General features: G+C 67.1%; 23 protein-coding genes. 12 read left to right on the plus strand and 11 right to left on the minus strand.

Features of this window, described 5'->3' with window-relative positions:
* Positions 1-54 precede the first annotated feature (54 nt).
* Positions 55-1,788, minus strand: a complete 1,734-nt coding sequence (locus ACPTTC_RS37490; protein WP_423396312.1) for a phage integrase family protein — start codon at positions 1,786-1,788, stop codon at positions 55-57.
* A 301-nt stretch (positions 1,789-2,089) separates the two neighbouring features.
* Here ACPTTC_RS37490 and ACPTTC_RS37495 point away from each other — a divergent pair, with 301 nt between their 5' ends.
* Positions 2,090-3,274: a tetratricopeptide repeat protein gene (locus ACPTTC_RS37495; RefSeq protein ID WP_423396313.1), complete on the plus strand. Its 1,185-nt coding sequence runs from the start codon at positions 2,090-2,092 to the stop codon at positions 3,272-3,274.
* A 168-nt stretch (positions 3,275-3,442) separates the two neighbouring features.
* On the opposite strand, the gene ACPTTC_RS37500 is transcribed toward ACPTTC_RS37495, so the two are convergent.
* Positions 3,443-3,634 (minus strand): DUF2964 family protein, encoded by a 192-nt coding sequence (locus tag ACPTTC_RS37500; protein WP_423396314.1) that lies wholly within the window; start codon positions 3,632-3,634, stop codon positions 3,443-3,445.
* 17 nt (positions 3,635-3,651) lie between these two features.
* Complete coding sequence (locus tag ACPTTC_RS37505) at positions 3,652-4,131, minus strand: universal stress protein (RefSeq protein WP_423396315.1); 480 nt, start codon at positions 4,129-4,131, stop codon at positions 3,652-3,654.
* Between the two features lie 84 nt (positions 4,132-4,215).
* On the opposite strand from ACPTTC_RS37505, the gene ACPTTC_RS37510 reads away from it, so the two are divergent.
* Together ACPTTC_RS37510 and ACPTTC_RS37515 are read left to right on the plus strand one after the other, a co-directional pair.
* Positions 4,216-4,431, plus strand: coding sequence for a hypothetical protein (locus ACPTTC_RS37510; RefSeq protein WP_423396316.1), 216 nt, complete (start codon positions 4,216-4,218; stop codon positions 4,429-4,431).
* Positions 4,428-5,189, plus strand: coding sequence for a 2-keto-4-pentenoate hydratase (locus ACPTTC_RS37515; protein ID WP_423396317.1), 762 nt, complete (start codon positions 4,428-4,430; stop codon positions 5,187-5,189). The genes ACPTTC_RS37510 and ACPTTC_RS37515 overlap by 4 nt, the downstream gene beginning before the upstream one ends.
* Before the next feature lie 187 nt (positions 5,190-5,376).
* On the opposite strand, the gene ACPTTC_RS37520 is transcribed toward ACPTTC_RS37515, so the two are convergent.
* Positions 5,377-5,577, minus strand: coding sequence for a hypothetical protein (locus ACPTTC_RS37520; protein WP_423396318.1), 201 nt, complete (start codon positions 5,575-5,577; stop codon positions 5,377-5,379).
* Between the two features lie 149 nt (positions 5,578-5,726).
* On the opposite strand from ACPTTC_RS37520, the gene ACPTTC_RS37525 reads away from it, so the two are divergent.
* The 4 genes from ACPTTC_RS37525 (at position 5,727) to ACPTTC_RS37540 (ending at position 10,992) form a co-directional block, all read left to right on the plus strand.
* The gene (locus ACPTTC_RS37525) at positions 5,727-6,359 is read left to right on the plus strand and encodes a GNAT family N-acetyltransferase (RefSeq protein ID WP_423396319.1); all 633 of its coding nucleotides are present in this window, start codon (positions 5,727-5,729) and stop codon (positions 6,357-6,359) included.
* A 139-nt stretch (positions 6,360-6,498) separates the two neighbouring features.
* Complete coding sequence (locus ACPTTC_RS37530) at positions 6,499-7,911, plus strand: 3-deoxy-D-arabino-heptulosonate 7-phosphate synthase (RefSeq protein WP_423396320.1); 1,413 nt, start codon at positions 6,499-6,501, stop codon at positions 7,909-7,911.
* A 188-nt stretch (positions 7,912-8,099) separates the two neighbouring features.
* Entirely contained in the window at positions 8,100-10,268 is a 2,169-nt protein-coding gene (locus ACPTTC_RS37535; RefSeq protein ID WP_423396321.1) for a hypothetical protein, read from the plus strand.
* Between the two features lie 16 nt (positions 10,269-10,284).
* A complete protein-coding gene (locus ACPTTC_RS37540; RefSeq protein ID WP_423396577.1) occupies positions 10,285-10,992 on the plus strand; it encodes a DUF3142 domain-containing protein in 708 nt (235 codons plus the stop codon).
* Between the two features lie 88 nt (positions 10,993-11,080).
* Here the strand turns inward: ACPTTC_RS37540 and ACPTTC_RS37545 are convergent, their stop codons facing one another.
* Complete coding sequence (locus ACPTTC_RS37545; RefSeq protein ID WP_423396322.1) at positions 11,081-11,731, minus strand: LysE family translocator; 651 nt, start codon at positions 11,729-11,731, stop codon at positions 11,081-11,083.
* Positions 11,732-11,896: 165 nt separating this feature from the next.
* Here ACPTTC_RS37545 and ACPTTC_RS37550 point away from each other — a divergent pair, with 165 nt between their 5' ends.
* Positions 11,897-12,817 carry a LysR substrate-binding domain-containing protein gene (locus tag ACPTTC_RS37550; protein ID WP_423396323.1) on the plus strand — a complete coding sequence of 307 codons (921 nt, stop codon included), beginning with the start codon at positions 11,897-11,899 and terminating at the stop codon, positions 12,815-12,817.
* 112 nt (positions 12,818-12,929) lie between these two features.
* Here ACPTTC_RS37550 and ACPTTC_RS37555 read toward each other — a convergent pair whose 3' ends face one another.
* Positions 12,930-13,766 carry an alpha/beta fold hydrolase gene (locus ACPTTC_RS37555; protein ID WP_175970620.1) on the minus strand — a complete coding sequence of 279 codons (837 nt, stop codon included), beginning with the start codon at positions 13,764-13,766 and terminating at the stop codon, positions 12,930-12,932.
* A gap of 159 nt (positions 13,767-13,925) precedes the next feature.
* The gene (locus ACPTTC_RS37560; RefSeq protein WP_423396324.1) at positions 13,926-14,756 is read right to left on the minus strand and encodes an oxidoreductase; all 831 of its coding nucleotides are present in this window, start codon (positions 14,754-14,756) and stop codon (positions 13,926-13,928) included.
* Between the two features lie 94 nt (positions 14,757-14,850).
* On the opposite strand from ACPTTC_RS37560, the gene ACPTTC_RS37565 reads away from it, so the two are divergent.
* Positions 14,851-15,822 carry an AraC family transcriptional regulator N-terminal domain-containing protein gene (locus ACPTTC_RS37565; RefSeq protein ID WP_423396325.1) on the plus strand — a complete coding sequence of 324 codons (972 nt, stop codon included), beginning with the start codon at positions 14,851-14,853 and terminating at the stop codon, positions 15,820-15,822.
* A gap of 43 nt (positions 15,823-15,865) precedes the next feature.
* Here the strand turns inward: ACPTTC_RS37565 and ACPTTC_RS37570 are convergent, their stop codons facing one another.
* The 3 genes from ACPTTC_RS37570 to ACPTTC_RS37580 form a co-directional block, all read right to left on the minus strand.
* On the minus strand, positions 15,866-16,534 hold the full coding sequence (locus tag ACPTTC_RS37570; RefSeq protein ID WP_423396326.1) for an NUDIX hydrolase: 669 nt from the start codon (positions 16,532-16,534) through the stop codon (positions 15,866-15,868).
* A 286-nt stretch (positions 16,535-16,820) separates the two neighbouring features.
* Positions 16,821-18,026: an MFS transporter gene (locus tag ACPTTC_RS37575; RefSeq protein ID WP_423396327.1), complete on the minus strand. Its 1,206-nt coding sequence runs from the start codon at positions 18,024-18,026 to the stop codon at positions 16,821-16,823.
* Positions 18,023-18,388 (minus strand): RidA family protein, encoded by a 366-nt coding sequence (locus tag ACPTTC_RS37580; protein ID WP_175034245.1) that lies wholly within the window; start codon positions 18,386-18,388, stop codon positions 18,023-18,025. Before ACPTTC_RS37580 ends, ACPTTC_RS37575 begins: the two co-directional genes overlap by 4 nt.
* Positions 18,389-18,518: 130 nt before the next feature.
* On the opposite strand from ACPTTC_RS37580, the gene ACPTTC_RS37585 reads away from it, so the two are divergent.
* The 3 genes from ACPTTC_RS37585 to ACPTTC_RS37595 all read left to right on the plus strand — a co-directional run bounded on the left by ACPTTC_RS37585 (position 18,519) and on the right by ACPTTC_RS37595 (position 20,995).
* Positions 18,519-19,337 (plus strand): TrmB family transcriptional regulator, encoded by an 819-nt coding sequence (locus ACPTTC_RS37585; RefSeq protein ID WP_174957458.1) that lies wholly within the window; start codon positions 18,519-18,521, stop codon positions 19,335-19,337.
* Positions 19,338-19,407: 70 nt separating this feature from the next.
* Positions 19,408-20,265, plus strand: coding sequence for a PhzF family phenazine biosynthesis protein (locus ACPTTC_RS37590; RefSeq protein ID WP_423396328.1), 858 nt, complete (start codon positions 19,408-19,410; stop codon positions 20,263-20,265).
* Between the two features lie 52 nt (positions 20,266-20,317).
* Positions 20,318-20,995, plus strand: a complete 678-nt coding sequence (locus ACPTTC_RS37595) for a hypothetical protein (protein ID WP_423396329.1) — start codon at positions 20,318-20,320, stop codon at positions 20,993-20,995.
* A 368-nt stretch (positions 20,996-21,363) separates the two neighbouring features.
* Here the strand turns inward: ACPTTC_RS37595 and ACPTTC_RS37600 are convergent, their stop codons facing one another.
* A complete protein-coding gene (locus ACPTTC_RS37600; protein WP_423396330.1) occupies positions 21,364-23,409 on the minus strand; it encodes a trypsin-like serine peptidase in 2,046 nt (681 codons plus the stop codon).
* Between the last annotated feature and the right edge of the window lie 70 nt (positions 23,410-23,479).

Here is a 23,479-nt window from a genome sequence, read left to right on the forward strand (position 1 = left end):
CAGCAGACATGCCCCGCACGCGACCGCAGCAGCCGCCCGACCGGAACGATGCCGTTACTTGTCCGCCGCAAACGCGCTCGACATCTGCCGTGCCCGCTTCACGTCGTCGCCGTGCAGATAAATCGACGTCGTCGAGATCGATGCATGCCGCAAGTTGTCGCGCACGGTCGTCAATTCGGCGCCGCGCGCCAGCGCATGCGTCGCGTGCGTATGACGCATCCAGTGCGGGCTTGCCTGCCGCAACTTCTGCGCGAGTGCGGGGTTGTCGGCATCGACTTGATCGGCCGTCTGCGCGAAGAAACGCTGCATCACCTTCCACAGCCGCACGCTCGTGATCGCGGCCGCGCCGTCTTCCGCGAGGCTCGGGATCAGCGGCGTGTCGGGCCGCCAGCGTGACGGCGTGACCGGCAGCCGGCGTGCGACCAGGAAACGGTCGAGCGCCGTGCGCGCGAGCGGCGGCAACGCGACGCGTGCGGCCTTGCTGCCCTTGCCGATCACCTTCAGCCACGCGTCGCCGTGCGCATCGGTCTCGATGTCGCCGAGCGTCGCGCCGACCAGTTCGCTCGCACGCAGCCCGGTCGCATAGCCGAAATCGAGAATGAAGCGCAGCCGTTGCGCGGCGGCCGGCGTCCAGCCCGACTGCGGCGCGGCCGTCGTGCCCTTGCGGAACTCGAGCCCGTCGGCGATCGTGCGCACGAGCAGCCACTCGCCTTCGGTGAACGCATGCGACGTGTCGAGTGCGTTCGCGCCGCGCGTGTCGCGCACCTTGACGCCCGCGAACGGATTCGCGAGCAGGTAGCGCTGCTCGATCAGCCAGCGGAACAGCGCGCCGAGCACCGACAGCGTGTACGCGGCCGAGCGTGCGGACAGCGCGCCCGAGAACGGCCGCCAGTCCGGCGCGCCGCGCGGCCGCACGGGCCCGACCCAGCGTTCGTGTGGCGTCGGGCGCCGCACGAACGCGCGATACGCGAGCGCATCCTCGGTCGTCAGCGACGACAGCGCGCGGCCGCGCTCGACGATCGCCCACAGGATCAGCCGCTCGGCCTCCTTCCGGTATGCACGCCGCGTCGCGGCCGATTCGTGCAGCGACAGCCACGCGTGCACGGCCGCGTAGTCGTTGTCCGCATCGAGCGTGCTGGTCGCGCGCGGCGCGCGGAACGTGCCGGCCGAGCCGTCGACCTCATGCGGCAGCTTCAGGTGCTCCCACGGCACGATGCTGCCGCGCGGCGTCGCCGCGATCAGCGCGCGCGCCCGTTCGGTCAGTTCCGGATGCGCGGCGAAAAACGCCTCGACGTGCCGCGCGCCCGCCACGCCGAGGCCCGCGATCGCGCGCCACCACTGGCGCCGGCGCGGAATCCGCACCGTGAGATCGGCGAGCGTCGCGATCCCGTGCGCACGCAACGCGACGACCGCGCGCGCGGGCAGCCACAGGCCGACGTCGTCGCTGATCTGCGGGACCGGCGTGCGCGCGTGACGCAGCTGGCCGATCGCTTCCGCGGCAGCCTTCGCCTCCTGCAAACGCTCACCGTCGGCATGACCGAGCCGCTCCGCGAGATCGGGCCGGCCGACCTGCCGCGCGACGCGCATGAGGCGGCGCCGGATGCCGCCGATCACGCCGCGCGCCGACCGTCCTTCGCCAAGCCGATCGGGCAGATAGCGCTCGACGGCCTGGCGCACGGTCATGCCCGCGTACCACGCGCGCAGCGCGGCCAGTTCGTCGGCGTCGGGAAAGCCTGCGGGCGCAGGCGCGGCATCGGAGGCAGGCGGTGAGATGAGACGCGGTTTCATAGGCGCCAGTTTGACAGAAGCGCGTGCGGCCGCAAACGTCGCGCGTGGCGCGCCGGGCGGGATACACGTGCACGAGCGAGACGCTCGACACGGCCTGTTATGCTGCGCACTGCATTCGTGCGTCATCCGTCCGCCGCTTCCTCGCATCACGTTGCGGCGGGCGGGATCCGCATTGATTTGCGCTGGACGTTCCGGCCATCCGTATCGGTACCCGCAGCGGGATATCGAAGGTCGCGCGGTTCGTTCAGTGCATTTCCGGCCGTCGGTCAATCACACCTTTACCAACAAGAACCGCCATTTCATGACATCCCGCCTGCTTGCCGCGCTCGTTGCCGCGGCCTTGAGCTGCACCGCCCTGCCCGCCGCCTTCGCACGCACCTACGTCGCGCCGACGGCGTCGCTCGGAACAGGGGCTTACGTTCACCAGTTCGTGTTGCGCGACTCCGTCACGCGCGAGCCGCTGCCGAATGCGCGCTACCGGCTGTTCCTGCCCGGTCAGGTCATCGCGGGGCTGCCTGTCAAGCCGGAGCAGCATGACAGCGTGATCTTCGGCACGACCGACGCGGCCGGGCGCACCGTCCGGGTCCGGCTGCCGAAACGGCATCCGGAGAAGCAATGGGTGTTCAACCCAATCGTCGGCGACGGAGATCTGGGCGAATCGTTCCGGCTGGTCGACCCGGGCGGCACGGCGTCGCTCGGCCATTTCCCGTACGTGCTGGACGTGGAGAACGAATATCTGGCGTGCGGCTATTCGGATGCGAACGGCTACACCTACTACGCGCAAACCCACACGCCGCGAAACGTCAATCTTTACGCCGGCACGCTGGCCGGGTCGGCCGACGCCGACTGGTGCGCGGGCCCGGGCCTGACCATCGCGAACAGCGCGAACGCCCCGGGCGCGCCTGACCTGTACACGCAGTACCTCGGCAGCCTGGTCGCCAACGGCGACCGGATCAGCAGCGAACTTCGGCAGCAGATCGTCGCCAAGCTGCTGTCGCTTGCGATCGCCGAACACGACGAGGGCCGCGTGGCCGCCGCGCTCGATCTCGACAGGATTCCAGACGATCGCCTGAACGACATCGGCTATCGGCTCGCCGACGCCGGCGTCGCGGTCGAGCGCGGGCTCGCGATGATCGACGCGCATCTCGCGGAATCGCCGAACGATGCGTATGCGCTCGACAGCAAGGGCTGGGCGCTGTACCGGCTCGGCCGCAACGACGAAGCGCTCACGTGGTTCGATCGCTCGATCGCGATCTTCGCGAAGGATGGCGACACGGACAAGGATGCGAGCGAAGCCTATGCTACCGGGCTGACGCACAAGGGCGAAGTGCTGTGGAAACTGGGCCGCCGGGATGAAGCGCGCGAAGCGTTCGCGCAGGCGCGGAAGGTTCAGCCGAAGAACGGGGAACTGGCGGAAACGTTGAAGCGGCTGAACGTGCAGGCGAGCCCGGACAGCGCGGCGCCGCCCGGTACGAGCGGCACGTAACGGCACGCGCCGCGAGCCGTGATCGTCGGGACAACGCCGGTCACGGCTGGCATGGATCGTCGCGGGACAGCATGTAGACGTTCCCGGACGCGTTCACCCTCCATCGCGTGAGCGTTGGCGGCAAGGCGCTGCTTCGTGCCTGCGCGCATTCCTATGCAACGTAACGCGTCACTCCTCGCCTTTCGCGCCCGGATTGAGCATCACGACAAAGCCCGCCACGCCGACGATCAGCGCGATCGCGCCGCCGCGCAGCGCCGTCGTGTTGTCGAACAGCAACCCCGACACGACGGCCATCATCCCCGCGAGCGACACGAACACGGCGATCGCCGCGACGACGATCCGGTACTGGCGGCGTATCATCGCGCGCGCCCGGCCGGTCAAGCGGCGGCAGCCGTAGCCGCGACGTCGTCATCGTCGCCGCGAATCAGCAGCACCGGGCACGTCGAGCCGCGCACGAAGCGCTCGGCGACACTGCCGAGCAGCACGCGCCGGATACCGCGCCGCCCGTGCGTGCCGACCACCGCGAGATCGATCCCGCCTTCCTTCACGTAGCGCTGCAGGCGTTCCGCGATGTCCTCGCCGATGCTCTCGGTCTCGACGAGTTCGGCCTCGCCCTTCGCGCCGGCCAGCGCGATGACCTGTTCGGCTTCGCGCAACACCTTGCGCCCGTCGTCGCGCAGTTCCTCGACCAGCGCGTGCGGGTCGAGACGGCCCGCGTAGTTAAAGAGCACCGACATGTCGACGACGTACACGGCACTGACGTGCGTGTCGCCTGCCAGCGCGACCTTCACTGCCTCGGCCAGCGCCTGTTTCGACGAAGCGCTGCCGTCGACGGCCACCATGATCTTCTTGTACATGCGAACCTCACTGGGGTGAATGGCCGCGCGTCCGATCGCACGCGGCCTGTCACCATCATCGGCGGACGGCGGGCTCGAATGTTGATGGCGATCAAGGTCGAGCGGGAGCCGCATGTGCGGCAAAGCGACGCGACGGGCAGCCAATACATGTCGCTCGCGGCAAGGTCGCAAACCCGGCTGACCAAGCGCCCGAAACAGCCGGATCGAGCGCTCATCGTGCCGAAGGCGCTATCATCGAATGTGCGACTTTCGTCCGGCCCTTATTTGCCGGCCCACTTTCAACTCGCTCAACCGACATGACAACGACTACCGAACGCGTGGACGGCGCCGCCCAGCATCTCGTCGCCGCCCGCCATGCCGGCTCGCCCGGCCCGCTGCTGCCCGATGCGCTGCGCCCCGAGAACGTCGAGACCGCCCTCGCGATCCAGCAGCGCGTGGCCGACCTGCTCGGCGAACCCATCGGCGGCTGGAAATGTGCGCTGCCGCCGCCTGACCGCGTGATCCTCGCGCCGATTTTCGCGTCGACGATCCGCGAGGCCGATGCGCCGTACCGCGTCGTCGGCGGGCCGATCGTGCGGATCGAACCGGAGATCGCGTTCGTGCTCGATCGCGACCTGCCCGCGCGCGGCGAGCCGTACGGCGAACAGGACGTGCGCGACGCGATCCGCGAAGTGCGCATCGTGCTCGAAGTGCTCGGCTGCCGCTATGCGGAGCCCACGCGCGCGTCGAAGTTCGAGCTGCTGGCCGACGGGCAATTCAACCAGGGGCTGTGCGTCGGCCCGGTCGTGCCCGACGGGCTGAACGTGCCGCTCGAGACGCTGGCGCTGTCGTTCGAGGGCGCGCTGAACCGCGCGATCGACGGCCGCCATCCGGATGGCGATCCGCTGAAACCGCTGGTGTGGCTCGTCAATTTCCTCGCCTCGCGCGGCGACGCCGTGCGCGCCGGGCAGATCGTGACGACCGGTTCGTACGCGGGCGCGATCGACGTGCCGCTCGGCGATGCGCTGACGGTGCGGTTCGGCGAACTCGGCAGCCTGTCGGTGACGTTGACGGCGTGATGCGCGGGGCACGCGGGCACGGCTGGGCGGGCTGGTCGTTGCCCGTTGCCCGTTGCCCGTTGCCCGTTGCCCGTTGCCCGTTGCCCGTTGCCCGTTGCCCGTTGCCCGTTGCCCGTTGCCCGTTGCCCGCAGGGTGACGGCAGCACCCGTCGCGTGGCTCACTTTGTGGCCGGTGTCAGGTGCTTCGCTACCCACGCTTCCGTGACGGCAGCGTCATCGCGGCCACGCCCGCGACGACGCATCCGAGTCCCACCCACGCCGATGCCGACAGCGATTCGCCGAGCAGCGCCATGAACGTGTAGGACGCGCCCCATAACGTCGAGAGCGCGAGGAGCAGGAGCCGATCCGCGACGGCGGGCGGGCTGCGGCGCATGACGGGCTGCTGCATGGCGGGGAGGCACGTTCGCGGTTCATGACGGAGTTGGAATCGGACCGTTCGGCACGGGCCGCATAGGCAGATGATGCCGATCACCTGGCGCGCACGCTTCAGCGTGACGCGAGATGTGGATTGCCGGTTGATCGGCCGGATCGATGCCGATGCCGGACGATCGTTCGCCTGTCCCTGGACGACATGACCTTCAGGACAAACCGCGGCAACGGACACCGAGGGCTTCAATGGATGAAACGACAGGCGCGATCAAGCGCGCCGCCAGCTACCGCGCAGCAAGCGAGCAAGACATCGACGCGCTCGTCGAACTGGTCAATGCGGCGTACCGACCGACGACGGCTGCCGCCGGATGGACCCATGAATCCGCATTGATCGACGGCCCGCGAATAACGCCGTTACTGCTCGCCGCGACGCTGCGGGCACCGGACGCCGTCCTGCTCGTCGCCGAGATCGACGGCGGCATCGCCGGCTGCATCGAAGTCAGGAAAGACGGAGACGCGGCCTATATCGGCACCTTGGCCGTCGCACCGTCGATGCAGGATCGTGGCCTCGGAAAGGCGTTGCTCAACGAAGCCGAGCAATTCGCCGTTCGCCGCTGGAAGATCGGTACGGCCGTGATGGTCGTCCTGTCGGCCCGCCACGAATTGATCGACTTCTACTTGCGTCGCGGCTATATGCGAACGGGCGAGCGGACGGGCTACCCGTTCGATGCCGGCGTCGGCCGGCCGCGAGACGAAAACCTGACCATCGAGACGTTGACCAGGAACATCGCTCGCGACTGATACCGCGTGCCTCGCCACCAAGCCCCCTCGCAACGACACGCCCCGTATCCCGCCCGTCCCGGCGTGATAACGTTGCACATCATCGCGCGCGCAAGCCCGAACCCCGGGCATGCGCACCGCTTCCACGCCGATACCGACCATGTCGCTGACACCGCTTCCCGCCCTGCTCGACGAAACACTGCGCACCGTCGCGCGCCGCTACCGGCTGCCGCCGCTCGACAGCGCGTCGTCGCCGGCCGACGCCGCCAACCCGGCCGCCACGCTCGCGATCGTGATCGAGGAAGCGCGCAGGATGCGAAGCGACGGACAGACGCCCGACGCGGTACTGCGGCAGCGCTTCGTCGACGCCCTCGCGCAGATGATCCGGGATGCAATGGACACGCGCGCCGGCGATCCCGCCTTTCAGGCCGCGGTGCTGCGGCACGATGCGCCGAGCGTGCGCGAATATGCGTCGTTGTCCGCGCGCGCCGAGCAGGACCGCCGCGCGCTGCACTCGGCCGTCAACGCGATCGCGCACCCGGCCAAGCTCGAGCGCAGCGCCCGCCCGTGGCAACGCGACGGGCTCGCGCGGCTGCATGCGGCCGCCGCCGCTGCGTCGTGGGCCGAACTGCCCGACACGCTGCGGCAACTGCTCGCGCTACCCGACATGGCGACCGACGCCGCGTTCGAGCAGGACATCGTCAAGCTGAAAGACAGCGCAGCGCTCGAGCGCATGCTGCGCGTCGACGCACTGGCGTCGGACGAACACGTGCGTCGCTACCGTGCGCTCTGGGTACGCCAGGGCCCGCTCGAAGGCAGCACCGTCGCCGTCGCGCAGGGCGTCGCGTCGCAGCAGCGCGGCGCGGCCGTCGAAGCGCTGGCCGCACAAGCGCTCGACGCGCTGGCCCGCCGGCTCGACGCCGTCGACGCACACCGCACGTACCGGGTGGTGACGTCGATGCGTGTACCGTCATCGATACCGGGCCGCCACGATCGCGCGAAAACCGAATGGGACGCGATCCTGCTCGAACGCCCGCGCGGCGATGACCCGGCGCCCGCGTGGAACGTGCGTTTCCTCGTCGAAGCGAAGGCGTCCGCGGATGCCGCGACGACCGACCTGCCGCGGCTGCTGCGCGGCCTGAACCTGCTCGCGCAGGCCGACCCCGGCACGATCTATTCGTTCGAGACGCACCAGGGCACGGTGCGCGTGCACGGCGCGTCGCTGCACGCGCTGACGACCGACGAAGCGACGCTGCCACGGGAAGTGCTCTATTGCTGCGATGCCTCCGCCGACGCGACGCCGCGCCTGCTGGGCGCCGCAAGCCGGATGCAGCTGCTGTCGGCGCAAGCCAGCCTCGAATACGCGAGCGCGCTCGCGCAGCGGCCGGATGCCGATCCGGGCGGCCTCGGCGTCGTCTGGCACGCGCTGCTGACGCTGCCGCAATGGCACGCCGTGCTGCACCAGTACCCGTCGTTGCGGCAGGTCCGCGAGCTGATGGTGGCGATCGACGACTTGCGGGCCGCGATCGACGATGTGGCCGACGACGGCGTCGCCAGCAGCGCGTACGCGTAACACGGGAGCCGCACCGGCCATCGACACGACTTGCCGACCGGCGCGCACCGGTCCGGTCACCGATGCGCCCGGCCGCGGCCCGTACCTGCGAAATTCGTGCATCCAGTGCGGTACGATACGCGCCGGGGCAAAAACGCCTCACCTGAGAGACCCGGCCGCTGCGGCCCCACACCCGGCACAAGAAAAACATGCCCAAACACCCATTGCTGCACCGACGCCTGTTCGCCGCGCTGGCGGCCGGCCTGTTCTGGATTCCGGCCGCCCATGCCAGCGGCGACGACGGCTGCTATGCGCCGACCACGCTCCGCCAGACCGCCTACTCCTGCGCCAACGTGCCGATGCTGAGCCCCGCGAACGACACGCGCATCAACGCGATGCTGATGATGGTCGACAGCGCCAAGGTCGCGCAGGCGTTTCCGGATCCGAAGACGATCCCGGCGAAAGACCGGATCAACCAGATCATCGTGCCATTCCCGATGGACTTCTCCGGATGGATCTATATCGGGCAGAAGGCGCCCGATAAAGATGGCAACGCAACGGATGCCGAAACGCCGTCGAACCAGTACGCCGACGGCGAAGGCAGCATCTGCCGCAGCATGACCTCGGGCGCCGACGCGTTCAACGACGCCCTGGGCAGTGCCGGAGGCCTCCCCGCCGATGAAGCCGCGCGCCTGCGCGCGGCGCGCGCCGACATCGCGCAGAAAACCTGCGCCGCCGGCGGCGCAAGCGCCGCCTGGACGAAACCGCCGGTCAAGTCGCCGCTCGGCCAGCAGTTCGCCGCGTACCTCGACGGCACGAACGCGTTCTACCGCGCCGACTTCCTCACCGCGACCAAGGCCTTCGCGAGCGCATCGCACAGCGCGAACCCGTGGCTGAAGGAAACCGGCCTCTATATGGCCGGGCGCGCGCAGTTGAACGCCGCGCAGGCCAACGTGTTCGGCAACGACAGCCCCACGCCGTCGCGCGACCGCGTGGAGAAGGTGTCGCTCGACGCCGCGAATACGGTGTTTCGCACCTACCTGAAGGTGTATCCGCAGGGGCGCTATGCGACCTCCGCGACGGGGCTGCTGCGGCGTGTCGCGTGGCTCGGCGGCAACGTGACGCAGCAGGCCGACCTGTACGGCCACGCGCTCGCGCGCTGGTCGCCGGCGACGTCGAACGTGCCGCTGATCCAGCTGGCGAACGAACTCGACAGCAAGCTGCTGTTCGGGTCGGAATTCGACGCGCGCCAGATCCAGTCGCCGACCGTGCTCGCGACCGTCGACCTGCTGCGCATGCGCACGTCGGACAGCAGCGATTCGAGCCGCAAGCCCCTGACGCTGGACGACCTGCAGGCGCAGAAGCCGCGCTTCGCGAACGCGCCCGCGCTCTACGACTACCTGCTCGCAACCTGGTATGTCCAGCTCGGCCGCAAGCCGGACGCCGCGCTCGCGTTGCTGCCGCAGACCCCGGCCGAGCCGCTCGACTACTTCGGCCTGAGCCAGCAGGCGCTGCGCGGGTTCGCGCTGGAGGACAGCGGCCAGACCGACAAGGCGCGCCAGCTGTGGCGCGACCTGATCCCGCTCGCCAAATTCCGCTTCCAGCGCGAAGCGCTGGAACTCGCGCTCGCGATCAACCTGGAGCAGGCCGGGCTCGTCAACGACGCGTTCGCCGACGATTCGCCGGTGCAGAACGCCGCGATTCGCGCGGTGCTGCTGCAACGCTCGGCGAATGCGGACCTGCTGCGCGCGCAGGCGCAAAACCAGGCGGCCGGCGGCGCGCTGCGCGACACCGCGCTGTACACGCTGCTGTACAAGGAACTCACGCGTTCGCACTACGGCGAGTTCATCGCGGACGCCGCGCTCGTGTCCGGCAAGCCTGCCGATCCGTTGAAGCCGTTCGTCGCAGCCGGTGCGAAAAACGAAGACGGTTATACGTGCCCGTCCGCGAACGACATCGCCGCGGCGCTCCAGCAGAATCCCGCCGATGCGAAGGGGCTGAACTGTCTCGCCGATTTCGTGCGCCTGCACCCGCCCGCTGCCGGCCTCGAAAGCGATCCGGTGCCGCCGTGGCTGCGCAATGCGTCGGCGGCCTCCGCCACGCGCATCCCGCCGACGCTCGGCGGTGCGCCGTCGCAGTTCCCGGGCAAGCCGTACGAGCGGATGTCGAGCTACGTGACGGTGATGGCCGATGCACAGGCGAACCCGAACGACCGCGCCTACGCGTACTACCGTGCGATCAAGTGCTATGCGCCGGCCGGCTATAACGAATGCGGCGGCAAGGACGTGCCGAAGAACACGCGCAAGCGCTGGTTCGATGCGCTGAAGGCCAGCTACCCGGGCAGCCCATGGGCGCAGAAACTTCGCTACTACTGGTGAGCACCGCGTGACGCGTATCGCGTGCCTGGCGTGCATCGCGCTGCTGCTGGCCGGACGCGTCGCACTGGCCGGCACCGTCGATGCCGCACGGTACGACGCGTTCTGGCTATGGGCGGGCGTGAAGCCGCAGGCGGTCGTGCACGGCGCACGCAACCTCTACGTGCTGCAGGGGCAGATCGAGGCATCGCCGCGGGACGAGTCGCAGGTCCGCGTGATCGCGCAGGGCGTCGCACTGCCGCCCGCCCCGCAGGCGCGCGTGTGGCTCGTCTATCGTGCGCATACGCTGCGCTGGACGCCGCGCGTCACGCAGATCATGCTCGCGCAGCTCACGCGCTGGCGCGCATCGGGCCGCACGATTACCGGCATCCAGATCGACTTCGATGCGCGCACGCGCCACCTGCAGGATTACCTCGAATTCCTGCGGTCGCTGCGCGAGACGCTGCCCGCCGATTGCCGGCTGAGCATCACGGGTCTGCTCGACTGGAGCAGCCGCATCGATACCGACCAGGTCAACCAGCTCAGGGGGATCGTCGACGAAGTGGTCGTGCAGACCTACCAGGGCCGCAGCACGATCCCCGACTACGCGGACTACCTGCCGCGCGTCGCGCGGCTGCAGTTGCCGTTTCGCATCGGCATCATCCAGGGCGGCGAATGGGACGCGCCGCCGTACCTCGCGACGAACCCGTGGTTCCGCGGCTACGTCGTGTTCCTGCGCAACGGCTAGCTCGGAGAAAGCCCGGACGGTGCCGGACATGATGGCACGCGATAAGGGCGTTGGGGCAAACGAAGCGTGACGCCGATCGCCGCCGGGCTTACGCGGCACCCGCGATCGCGCCGCCGAGCCCGGCGAGCGCAATCACGAGCAGCGCGCCCGCCGACGACGCCGTGATCCAGCGCTGCTTGCGATGAATCAGCGGATGGTTGATCGCGGCCATGTAGGCGGTCAGGATCGTGAAATCGACCGCGATCCACAGCGCGGCCAGGATGGCCAGGCTCACGCGCGAATCCGGCGTGATGGCGACGAACTGCGGAAAGAACGCGACGAAGAACAGCAGGTCCTTCGGATTCGCGATGCCGACCAGAAAGCCGCGCACGGCACCCGGCAAGCGCCGCGCCCGCGATGCCGGTTCGCCTTGCGCCGCGTCATTGCCCTCGCGCGCACGGCCGGCGCGCCATTCGCCGAGCAGCGTCCGGACGGCCAGCACCGCGATGAAGAGGCAACCCGCCACGTGCAACCCCGTGAGCAGGCGCTCGCTGACGAGCACGACGCCGAACACCATCAGCATCGCCCCCGCGATCATCACGAGGCTCGCGGCATTCGCGCCCACCGCGGTCAGCATCCCCTGGCGGAAGCCGCGCCGCGCGACGGTGCCGACCACGAGCATGACGACCGGGCCGGGCGTCGCGATGAGCAGCACGATCGCGGCGAGATAGGCGAACAGCAGCGGGTAATGGAGTGCCATGACAAAAAGTTGTTGAATGGATTGACGCGTGCGCCCGGCGGGGTGGCATCATCGGGATTCAGCGCGGTGGATTGCAGGGTTTAATGAAGTATTACGTGCCCGGCCCGCAGCTGAAAAACGGAAAATCCTGCCGGATGACATGAGTTTTATTCATATTCGAAACCCGTGAAGGCCAAACCGCTCCCCCCTGTCTACGCGCTGCGTGCGTTCGAAAGCGCGGCGCGCACCGGCTCGTTCACGCTGGCCGCCGAGGAACTGAGCCTCACGCAAAGCGCGGTGAGCAAGCACGTCAGGACACTCGAGTCCTACTTCGGCCGGAAACTGTTCGTCCGGCGCGGCCCGAAAATGACCGTGACGGCGGAAGCACACATCCTCGCGTCAGGCCTGCGGCGCGGCTTCCGGCAGATCGAGGAAGCGTGCGTGCTGTTCCAGTCGCAACGCGACGTGCTGAAGCTCAAGGCGCCGTCCACGCTCACGATGCGCTGGCTGCTCGACGCGCTGGCCGCGTTCCGCGACACGCGGCCGGCGTTCGAGGTGCAGATCGCGAGCGTGTGGATGGATGTCGATACCGTCGATTTTTTCAGCGAATCCTACGATTGCGCGATCCTGCTCGGCGCAGGCAGGTTCGGCGAGGCCACGCAGTGCGTGAAGCTGTTCGACGAATGGCTGATTCCGGTGTGCTCGCGGGCGACCGCGACGGTTGCGCGCACGAATCCGGCGGCGTGCGAGCTGATCCACCCGTCGCCCGATCGGCGCGACTGGCGCCGCTGGCTCAAGGGCAGCGGCCATGATCTCGACGTGGACATCACGCGCGGGCAGGTGTTCGACATGCTCGAACAGGGGATCGCGGCGGCCATCGCCGGCCACGGCCTCTCGATCGGCGATCTCGCGCTGTGTGCGACGGCCATCGACGAAAAGCAGCTCGTGCTGCCGTTCAAGACGGCCGTCAATACCGGCGACGCGTACTATCTCGTGTGGCCGGAAGACTCCGCCAAGGCCGCGCAGGTACGCGAACTGCTCGCGTTCCTGGAGAGCCGGATGCCGCGCCTGACGTTTCCGGGCATCCGCTTCAACGGCCCGGGTTGACCGCTGCGGGCGGCGATCCCGCCGCGTTGCCGACGGCGCGACTGGCGCAACCTCGCGCCACCGGCCCGCAACGACAGCGCAGGCCCGCCGAGGCAGGCCCGCGCCGACGACATTACGCCTGCACGAAAGCCAGCAGGTCGGCGTTGAGGACGTCCGCGTTGACCGTCAGCATCCCGTGCGAGTAGCCCGGGTACGTCTTCAGCGTGCCGTTCTTCAGCAGCTTGATCGACTTCAGCGCGGCATCCGCGATCGGCACGATCTGGTCGTCTTCGCCATGCAGCACGAGCGTCGGGACGGAGATCGACTTCAGGTCTTCGGTCTGGTCCGTTTCCGAAAACGCCTTGATGCCTTCGTAATGCGCTTTGGCGCTGCCTTCCATCCCCTGCCGCCACCAGTTGCGGATCACGCCCTGATGCACGGTTGCGCCTTCGCGGTTGAACCCGTAGAACGGGCCGCTCGGCACATCGAGGAAGAACTGCGCGCGATTGTCGGCGAGCGCTTTCCGGAAACCGTCGAACACCTCGAGCGGCAAGCCTTCGGGGTTCGATTCGGTTTTCAGCATCAGCGGCGGCACCGCGCTGACCAGCACCGCCTTCGCGACGCGGCCGGCCGGCTCGCCGTGCTTCGCGACATAGCGCGCCACTTCGCCGCCGCCGGTCGAGTGACCGATGTGCACCGCATTGCGCAGGTCGAGCGCTTCGACGACCGCGAACGCGTCTGCCGCGTAGTGATCCATGTCATGGCCGTCCGACACCTGCGCCGACCGGCCGTGGCCACGACGGTCGTGCGCCACGACGCGATAGCCCTTCTGGACGAAGAACAGCATCTGCGCGTCCCAGTCGTCCGCGGACAACGGCCAGCCATGATGGAAGACGATGGGCTGCGCGTCCTTCGGGCCCCAGTCCTTGTAGAAAATCTCGACGTGATCCTTCGTTGTGACGGTTGGCATCGCGATGGACTCCTGTAAGGTGGATGAACTCGGCGCAGTGGCCGGCAGCCATTATCGGACAGGTTTGTTAAACGATGATGCGACGATGCAAATGATCGTCGACACTTTCGATAACGTGGACGGCCCCGCGACGGGCGAACGATCGTGCGCCGCCGCCCGTCAACCATCCGTCGACAGCGTGACGGCCTCCCACGCCCGGATTTCCTCGTCCAGCGCCGCCAGCTTGCCGCGCACGAGTCGCAGCGCATCGCTGCCGAGCAGCAGGTGCGTGGGCGGATGTTCCGCCGCGATCGCCGCGAGCATCGCCCGTGCCGCCTTCGCGGGATCGCCCGGCTGCTTGCCGCTCTTCTCCTCGCGCGCCTGGCGGATCGGGTCGAAGATCGCGTCGTAGTCCGCGATCGAGCGTGGCGTGCGCAGCATCGAGCGGCCGGCCCAGTCGGTGCGGAACGATCCTGGCGCCACGGCCGTCACGGCGATGCCGAACGGCGCGAGCTCCTTGCCGGCGACTTCGGAAATGCCTTCCAGCGCGAACTTGCTGCCGCAGTAGTAAGCGATGCCCGGCATCGTGATGTGGCCGCCCATCGACGTGATGTTCAGGATGCGGCCGCGCCGCCGCTCGCGCATGTACGGCACGACCGCCTTCATCATCGCGACCGCGCCGAACACGTTCACGTCGAACTGCCGGCGCAGCTCCGCGAGCGGCGCTTCTTCCATGATCCCTTCGTGCCCGTAGCCGGCGTTGTTCACCAGCACGTCGACGGGGCCGACGTTCGCCTCGATTTCCGCGACGACGCCGTCGATGCAATCGAAGTCGGTTACGTCGAGCACCCGCGCGAATGCCCGCGCGGACAGCGCGTCGAAATCCCGCGCCGCCTGCGCGCCTCGCACGGTGCCGACCACCGTGTGACCCGCCGCGAGCGCCTCCTGCGCGAGCGCGCGGCCCAAGCCGCTGCTGACGCCGGTGATGAGGATGAGATTGCCGTTTGCCATGTGAGCTTCTCCCGAATGTCGATAGGAGCGTGCATACTAGTCTGGCAAACCACGTCGAATAAGTCTGATTCCGCTGATTTTCTTGCACAAAACTATGAGCGCCAACCCTGCCTCCGCCCGAGCCCCATCGCTGCCGACGCGCGACCGGAAGCGCCTGGTGGCGCTGCTGCGCGCGCTGGCGCCCGACGAAGGCTACAACCTGACGGCGCTGCCGAGCGTGCGCATCCTGCGTTCGAACCGCGCGCTGTCGCGCACGCCGGTGCTGTACGACCCGGGCATCGTGATCGTGTGCCAGGGCCGCAAGCGCGGCTACTTCGGCGGCGAATGCTACCTGTACGACGAACACCACTACCTGGCCGTGTCCGTGCCGGTGCCGTTCAGCATGGAAACCGACGCCACGCCCGAGCGCCCGCTGCTCGCGCTGTACCTGCACCTCGATTTCACGATGGCCGCCGAACTCGCGGCGCAGATCGACCGCGCAGGCACGGCAGAGCCGGTGCAGGCGCCCAGGAGCATGATGTCGACGCCGATGGATGCAACGATGCACGCGTCGGTGCTGCGTTTCGTCGACGCGATGCACCGGCCGCTCGACGCCGCGGTGCTCGGCCCGGCATTGCTGCGCGAGCTGTATTTCCGCGTGCTCACCGGCGCGCAGGGCAGCGCGATGCGCAGCGCGCTGGCGATGCGCGGGCAGTTCGGCCGGATCGGCCGGTCACTGCGCGTGATCCACGCCGATTACGCGCAGCCGCTCGACGTGCCGCAACTGGCCAACGAAGCCGGCATGAGCGTGCCGAGCTTTCACAGCCACTTCAAGGCGATCACGCAGGTCTCGCCGATGCAGTACCTGAAGTCGACGCGGCTGCATCAGGCGCGCTTGCTGATGGTGCGCGAGGATCTGACGGCCGAGGCAGCCGGCTATGCAGTCGGTTATGGGAGCCCGTCGCAGTTCAGCCGCGAATTCAAGCGCCTGTTCGGCCTGACGCCGGCGAAGGAAACGCAGCGCATGCGCGCAAGCTTCGCCATTCCGGCGGCATTCGAGGATGCGGCGTTCGTGTCGTCGCATTGAGGTGCGTCGACACCTGCGGTCACGCATGCCGTCACGCATGCCGTCAGCGCGCGGCGGCGCGCACCAGCCCGGCGAGCGAATTCAGGATGAAGGCCGTCACGCCCCAGATGTCCTGCGCCTGCTCCGCCCAGTACCATGCGCCCGTGCGTTCGCCGTCCGTGTATTGCCGCGGCAGATCCGGATTCAGCAGCGCGGAGAACGGAAACTCGAAGATCTCCGCGACTTCCGCGGGCGCCGCCTCCCATGTCGCCGTGTCCGGCACGATGCCGATCACAGGGAAGATCGCGTGATTGCGCTTTCTGGTTTTGTGGATCGGCAAGCTGCCGGCCACGCGAACCGCGCCCGGCGCGAGGTGGATTTCCTCGAACGCCTCGCGCAATGCCGTCGCGCCGATATCGCGGTCGGACTCGGCCGGGCGTCCGCCCGGGAAACTCACATGCGACGAGTATTCGCTGAGATCCGACGCGCGCCTGGTCAGCAGGATCGTCGGCTCGTGCCGCGCGACGATCGCGACCAGCACCGCCGAGAATTTCCACTGCCTGTCGTTGTCCGCGAGGAGTTGCTTCGCTGTCGGCCAATCGGTGCCGGCCGGGATGCCGCAGCGTTCCACGCCGCGGACGATCGCGTCCAGCAGCGCCTGCGGCGAGCCGGTTTCCGCATGCGCGCCGACCCGCCCGCCGCTGGCGTTCGAGGCGCTTCCGTCGGGTTCCATGTCTTCCTCCTGCGTGCGGCAACCGGCACGCGCCGAACCACACGGAGCCCGACACGTGTTGCATGGGCACGGCGTCGTGGTGGTCAATCCGATGAGCCCGTGTTCGCAGGCGATCGCACATGACACGCGCGGGAGCGTGAATGCCTGTTCCAGCGCGAAACTATCCGTCAACGTTCGGAGGGTCGAATGCCGGAACCGGATCGCCGTCGATCAACGGTTCATGCCGATCATGCACGAAAAATGAAGTTCCGATTCGATCGTGCGCGCACGCAGGTCGGGTCCGCCCTCAAGCGGCGGAGGTCGGCTCGCCCCGCGCGTCGATGCGGGTCGATGCGGTACCGATCAACCCGGCCGCCGCGATTGTCGCAGCTGTCACGACCATCATCGCGCCCCACCCGACCCGCGCGTTGAGCAACCCTGCCGCCGCCGCACCGCCGGCACCGGCCGCGTAGTAAAGCGTCAGGTACGCTGCGCTCAATGCCCCGGCCCGGGCCGGCTGAATCGCGACCACACGTGCCTGGTTCGCGACCTGCGCGGCAAAGCAACCGGCATCGAACATCGCCAGCCCCACGCCCAGCCATCCGGGACGACCGAGCGCAACGGCAAGCAGCAAGGCCGACACGGCCGCCACGAAGAGCCCGCCCCGGATGACCGCGCGATCGCCGAATCGATCGGCGAGTTTTCCGGCCACGCGCGTCACGCCGAGACCCAGCACGCCCGCGAGACTGTACGCGCCGATCGCCGCGGCGCCGAGGCGATACGGCGGCTCGGCCAGGCGAAGCGCGAGCCCCACCCAGACCAGGTTGAACGCGAAGAACCAGAGCATGCCGGCGCAGGTACGGCGCCTCAATTGCGCGCTATCGCGCAGCAGCCGCGCAACGGCACCGAGCGCGTTCGCGCGGCCGGGCAGCCCTTCCGGCCGGCCGCCGGGCAACAGCGCGGCAGCGCCTATGGCGGCCAGCGCAACGCACCCGGCCAGCACGAGCAATGCGCCGCGCCATCCGCACCATTGCGACAGCACGCCGCCCACGAAACGGCTCAGCAGGATCCCGGCGGAAATGCCCGCCGACACGGCCCCCATCGCCACGCCACACCGCTGCGGATCCGCATGTTTGCCGGCGACGGCGCTGCATTGCGCCGCCACCGTCGTCGCCGCGCCCACCAGCAAGAAGCAGGCGTCGAGCGCGAGCGGCCCGGGCGACCACGACGCGCACGCCAGCAACCACGCGAGCGCCCCCATCTGCGTCGAGACCAGCACGCGCGGACTGAACCGGTCGACCAGCGGCACCAGCCATGCAAGACCGACCAGGTAACCGAGCATCGTCACGGACGAGAGGGCCGCCATGCGCGACGCAGCCACGCCGAACTCGCTCGCGATGGCCGACAGCGACGGCTGCAACGCATAGCCGTTCGCGATTGCCACGCCGGCCGCCAGTGCCAGCACCACCGTCACGGTGCGCGACAGCGGCACGCGGTTGCCGGCGACGGTCACGCAGCGGCCCTGACCGCGATCGCCTCGACTTCCACCAGGATCTCCGGATCGACGAATGGAAGCGCATGCACGAGCGAAAACGCCGGCCGGATATCGCCGTAGATTTCGCCATGTGCGCGCGCCGCGGCTTCCCAGTTGTCGAAGTCCGCCACCACCAAGCGGCTCTGGACAACGTCCGACAACGAGAACCCGCTGTCCGCAAGCACACGGTCGATCGTCGCCAGCGCATCGCGTGTCTGCGCGTACACGTCCGCGCCTTTGCCGGCCGTCCCCGAAATGTAGATGGTGTTGTCGACGACCACGGCGCGCGAGTAGCCGACCTTGGGCTCCCACGGGGAGCCGGTGCTGATCCGTTTACGCATCTTGAAGATCCCTCCAGTCAGGTTGACGAACATCGCTTACTACTTGGGTAGTACTTTCGAGCGATTGTATACTACCCCAGTAGTTAATCAAGTCCCATGCAGGTCGTCATGGGCGCAGGAGCCGATATACATGAGCGAGAACACGGAACTGATCACGTCGTTGATCCGGCTTGGATTCACCCAGTACGAGGCGCAGGCCTACGCGGCCCTCGTCGGGCAGGCCGCGCTGACGGGCGCGGAAGTCGGCCGGCGCGCCGGCATGCCGCCATCGAAGATCTACGAAACCCTGGGTCGCCTGGAAACGCGCGGTGCGGTGCTCGTGAACCGGTCGGAACCCGTCCGCTATGCGGCCGTGCCCCACCGGTCGTTGCTCGAGGATTTGCGCACGCGCTTCAATGCGGATCTCGAACTGGCCGCGGGCGCGCTCGATCGGCTGCCGGTTCAACAAGAGCCGGGGCTCGTCTGGTCGTTGAGTGGGCGGGAAGCGATCGCCAGCGCATTCGCGCGCGTCATCGTCAATGCGAAAACGCAGATCTTCGCGGGTGTCTGGGATGAAGAGATCGACGATCTCGGGCCGCTGCTCGAGGCCGCCGCGGCGCGGGGCGTCGACACACACGTGGCGATTTACGGCAATCGCACGCTCAACGGGCCGCGCCACTACGACATGGCCAAATGCGGCGCCAGCGCGAGGCTCAGGCTGTCCGGCCGCCGGCTCGCCGTCGCGGTGGCGGACAACACCGAGGCAGTGGTGGCGGAATTCGGCGATCATTCACCCGATCACGCCACCTTGACGACCAATCCGGTCATCGCGCTGCTCGCGGTCGAGTACATCAAGGCGGACGTGAGCGGGCGCGTGTTGATCGACGCAATGAGTCCGGCGGAGTACAGGAAAATCCTGAAGCATCCCGACATGCAGGCGATGCTTGCGCCGCTCGACAAGCCGAGCTGACCCATGCGACGCTGCACGGTTGCCGGTGCATCGAGCCGCGCGCACCCTCCCCAGGTACGGTAATCCTCCCATGACCTCCTATGCCTTCCGCCTGCTGAATGTCTTCGCCGAATCCACGTTCGGCGGCAACCCGCTTTGCGTATTCGAAGATGCGCGCGGCATGGACGACGCGACCATGCGGGCACTCGCGGTGCAGTTCAACCTGTCCGAAACGACCTTCGTGCTGCCGTCGGAGCGCGCGCATGCGCGGGTTCGCATCTTCACGCCGGGCCATGAAATGGCCTTTGCGGGCCATCCGACGCTCGGCACCGCGCATGTCGTGCGCGACCTGCTGGGTACGGGCAATGATCTCGCGCTCGAATTCAAGGCCGGCGTGGTCGACGTCAACGCGCGCGACGACGTGTGGACGTTCACCGCGCCGCACGCAGGCATGCCGAAGACGGCGCCGTGCGCATTGCCCGGCGCCCGGATGGCGGCTGTGCTGGGATTGATGGAAGACGATCTGCTCGCCACGTCGATCTGGGTCGACACCGGCGCCGACCAGTTGCTGGTCGCGCTCAAGGATCCTGCCGCCGTGCGCCGCGCGCAGCCCGACAGTGCATGTCTCGACATCTGGCCGACCAGCAGCCTCGGCCGCAAGACCGCCTATGTGTTCGCGTTCGATGCCGAGCGCCCGGGGACGGTGGTGTCGCGCTACTTCTTTGTGAAGCAGGGCAGCGTCTCGGAAGATCCGGGCACGGGGTCTGCGTGCGCGAACCTGGGCGGGTGGCTGCTTGCGATGAAGCGCGACCTGCCTGCCGAGTTTCAGGTCGCGCAGGGTGAAGCCGTCGGCCGGCCTTGCCTGCTGCGGTTGTCGGTCAGCGCAGCCGGTGAAATCCGCGTCGGCGGGCGCGTGATCGAACTCGGGCGCGGCGTCGTCAACGTGTAGCGGCCGCGTTTGCTATGCTGCGCGCATCGCCAGCCCGAGCCGATTGCCGCCCATGAACGACCTCGCCCCCGACCTTGCGCGCACACTGAACGACGCCTGCGACGCCTGCTTCGGCACGACCGCCGTCTGGCCGCTCATCGAGCACGCGTATGGCGAGCCGCAACGCTACTACCACACGCTCGAGCACCTGGCCGAGCTGTTCGCGCATCTCGCGCCGTATCGCGCGGAGCCGCTGTGGCCGGCGATCGAGCTCGCGGTATGGGCGCACGACTTCGTGTACGCGACGACGCTGCCCGATTATGCGGACAACGAAGCACGCAGCGCACGATGGCTCGTGCAGGTCACGAACGCACACTGCGGCGAATCCTGGTTGCATGCGCACGCATCGCACGTGTGCGTTGCGCACGATCTCGTGCTCGCGACGAAGTCGCACCGGCTGCCCGATACGTTCGCGTCCGACCCGGACCTGCAGCGCGCCGGGCGGATTTTTCTCGACGCCGATCTGGCGATCCTCGCGGCCGCGCCCGACCGGCTGCGCGAATACGACCGCGCAATTGCTCTCGAATGGGCGCAGGATCCCGATGCGCCATCCGCGGCGTTCCGCGCGGGCCGCAGGCAGGCGCTCGAACATCTGCGCGCGCAGGCCCCGCTGTTTCAATCGGCGGAATTCGCACCGCTCACACCGCACGCGCTGCGCAATCTCGATACGTTGATCGACGCATACGCGTGAGCGTCGGGCGCGCCTGCGTGAACCCGCACGCCTTGCCGCCGCCGGATCGGGCGAACTGACGTCCAAGTCACCGAACCGTTCGGGATCCTCTCCGAAAACGAACTCTACTAGATACTGACTGGCCCGGTTTGCTGAGGGCTGGTCAGTTGCGTTGGTAATGTGCCTGGCGCTGGTCTGGAGTATTGCGCTCAAATTGGCCACAATGAACGGCTCAGGTCACGTGCGTAACATGCTCTCCCCCGCTTTCGACATCGACGAAGGCAAACTCGCGCGCCGTGTGCTTTCGACGCCGCCGGCGGACTGCCGGCGGCGCAAGCCTTCACCGAACAAGCATTGCACAAATGCGGAAGCAGGTCACTCGTTCGCCGTTAAGCGGGAAGGTCGTCGCACTCGCATCCCTCCTCGGCGATCTCAACGACGTCGTAGCTCATCCATTCTCGTATCGCATGGACTACACGGTCCGTTACGCGACAGGCTGCGTTAGCGTCACCGGAATCGCCAGAATGAATCCCGACGATATCCCACGACTCTCCGCCGAAGAAAGCAACTGCGCTACCGCTCTGGCCCGGCGTCGTAGAAATGCGATAGCGTAGCGTCCGGGCGGTGACCGCCGTTAGCTTTCCGGAAGCCGTCCACAGCGTACCAAGCGGCTTGTCCATGGGATAGCCTGAGATCACGACGTCAAGATTCTCGAGCCCGTCATCGCCAACGTTGCGAAGCCGAAAGTTCGCAAAACCGGGAGAAACGTCTCCGCTGAGCGTGATGAGTGCGTAATCATAGTCCGCAAACTCGCTTTTCTGTGGATACTCGTCGTCGATATTGAAGCTCGTCATGTCGTAACCGCCAAACGGATCGAGCACGCCATTCTTGCCGGGATAGAAACGAGCAGAGACTGCGCGCCCGCCCTCGTCCTCCATGTAAAGAACATGAGCCGCGGTGAGCACATGACGACCGCCGAGGAGAGTGCCGGTACCGTAACCGTAATTGCCCGACGGAAACTTCACAACAAGCTGGCCAATGGCATTCCAGGGGGCGGTCTTTGTGTCGTTAACTCGCTTACGGGTATCGGGTGGAAAGACCTTCCCGACCTTCATCCGAGCTACCACTGGTAGCAGCTCGGATTGGGCCTCGACCCGCCCCGCCACGAGGGCGTCAAAAGCTGCGGATGCTTGTTCCAGCGGCACCGGCTCGAGCACGACCACGCCATCAGGTTGCTGAACAACGTTGACCTGTTCGGTCAGCGTTGTCTGATTGAGTAACTCGAGCATGGTCGCCATTTGATCCGGTGTCCAACGTCCCTGTTCAACGTTGTTGAAGTACTGCCGCACCTTTTCGTTCTTCGCCGCCAGCTCCTTCCCGATGCGGGACTGTAGTCCATCACTCTTTTGCGCTGTGATACACCCGTCTTGCTTCAGCTGGAGATCGGAGAAGTATTTCGTCGTGCTCGCATTGCAAGGCAACGCAAGCGACATGTTTCCGTTGAAGGCCACCAGCGTATTGCCTTCAAACGTAATCTCCTGGTCATACTTGATAGATTGCTGGAAGGTGTTCTCGCCAAACGACATGTTGAGGCTCACTTTCCACGGCAACAGATCGCCTCCAAGCGAATCTTTACCCGCAGGGGGTTCTTGAGGCTTGGGATTCGGCTCGAAACGGAACAAACCCTCACCACTCGTGATCTGCGCGTTGATGGCTTCAAACAATGCCTTGCTTGATTCGAGCAATGCGCGCCCAAACTCCTTTCCGCCGCCGCCTTCGATATACGTGATCTTGACGATATTCTCTTTTCTCAGGCTCTGGACAATTTTGTCCAGATCCGCACCTCCGAGATTCAGCCACCCAAGTTTCAGCGACGCACTCACCTTCTTTCTTGTGTAGCTCCACACTTGTGAGAGGTCGGCCTCGATGCGGGCGACCCATTTGTCGGCCCTGAGCTCCGCCGTACCGTAAAAGTTCACACCGATGTCTGGACTGCTTTGACGGTCGAGACTGCCCTCGTTCGCCACGAGTTCGCTGAAGAGGCTATTGCCCGACCCGATGTTGAAACCGAATTGCGTGCCGATCTGAAATCTGGACGGGAAAGTGACGCTGCTGCCGCCCCCCTTTTCGACGACGTTGCCGGCTAGAATCGGTTGAACTTCAACCTCCTGAAGAACGAGCGGGACCAGGACAACTTCGTCTTTCGGCTTCAACTGGAAGACCCGGCGAATTTCCTTGGTAATTGCATCGCGCTGTTTTTTCGTGATGTCCGCCACGGCCTGGCCGCTGACTGTAGCGCCGACGATGCTCTCGTATTTCCCTTTCCCGACATCGATGTAATAGGGCTTCGCATTGATTCCCCAGTATTTGACACTGAAGTCAAGCAACGTTTCATTGGCGATGGCATCGATACGGGCGGGAAAGTAATGAAACATATTGCTCTCGTCCGTGTCTTGATAAGCTATCACGCCGTCTGCTGCGCAGGATTTGTTCAAGCGTCCAGGC

Origin of the sequence: Burkholderia mycopellens, assembly GCF_964265025.1 — a bacterium.
In the GTDB taxonomy this organism is placed as follows: Bacteria; Pseudomonadota; Gammaproteobacteria; order Burkholderiales; family Burkholderiaceae; genus Burkholderia.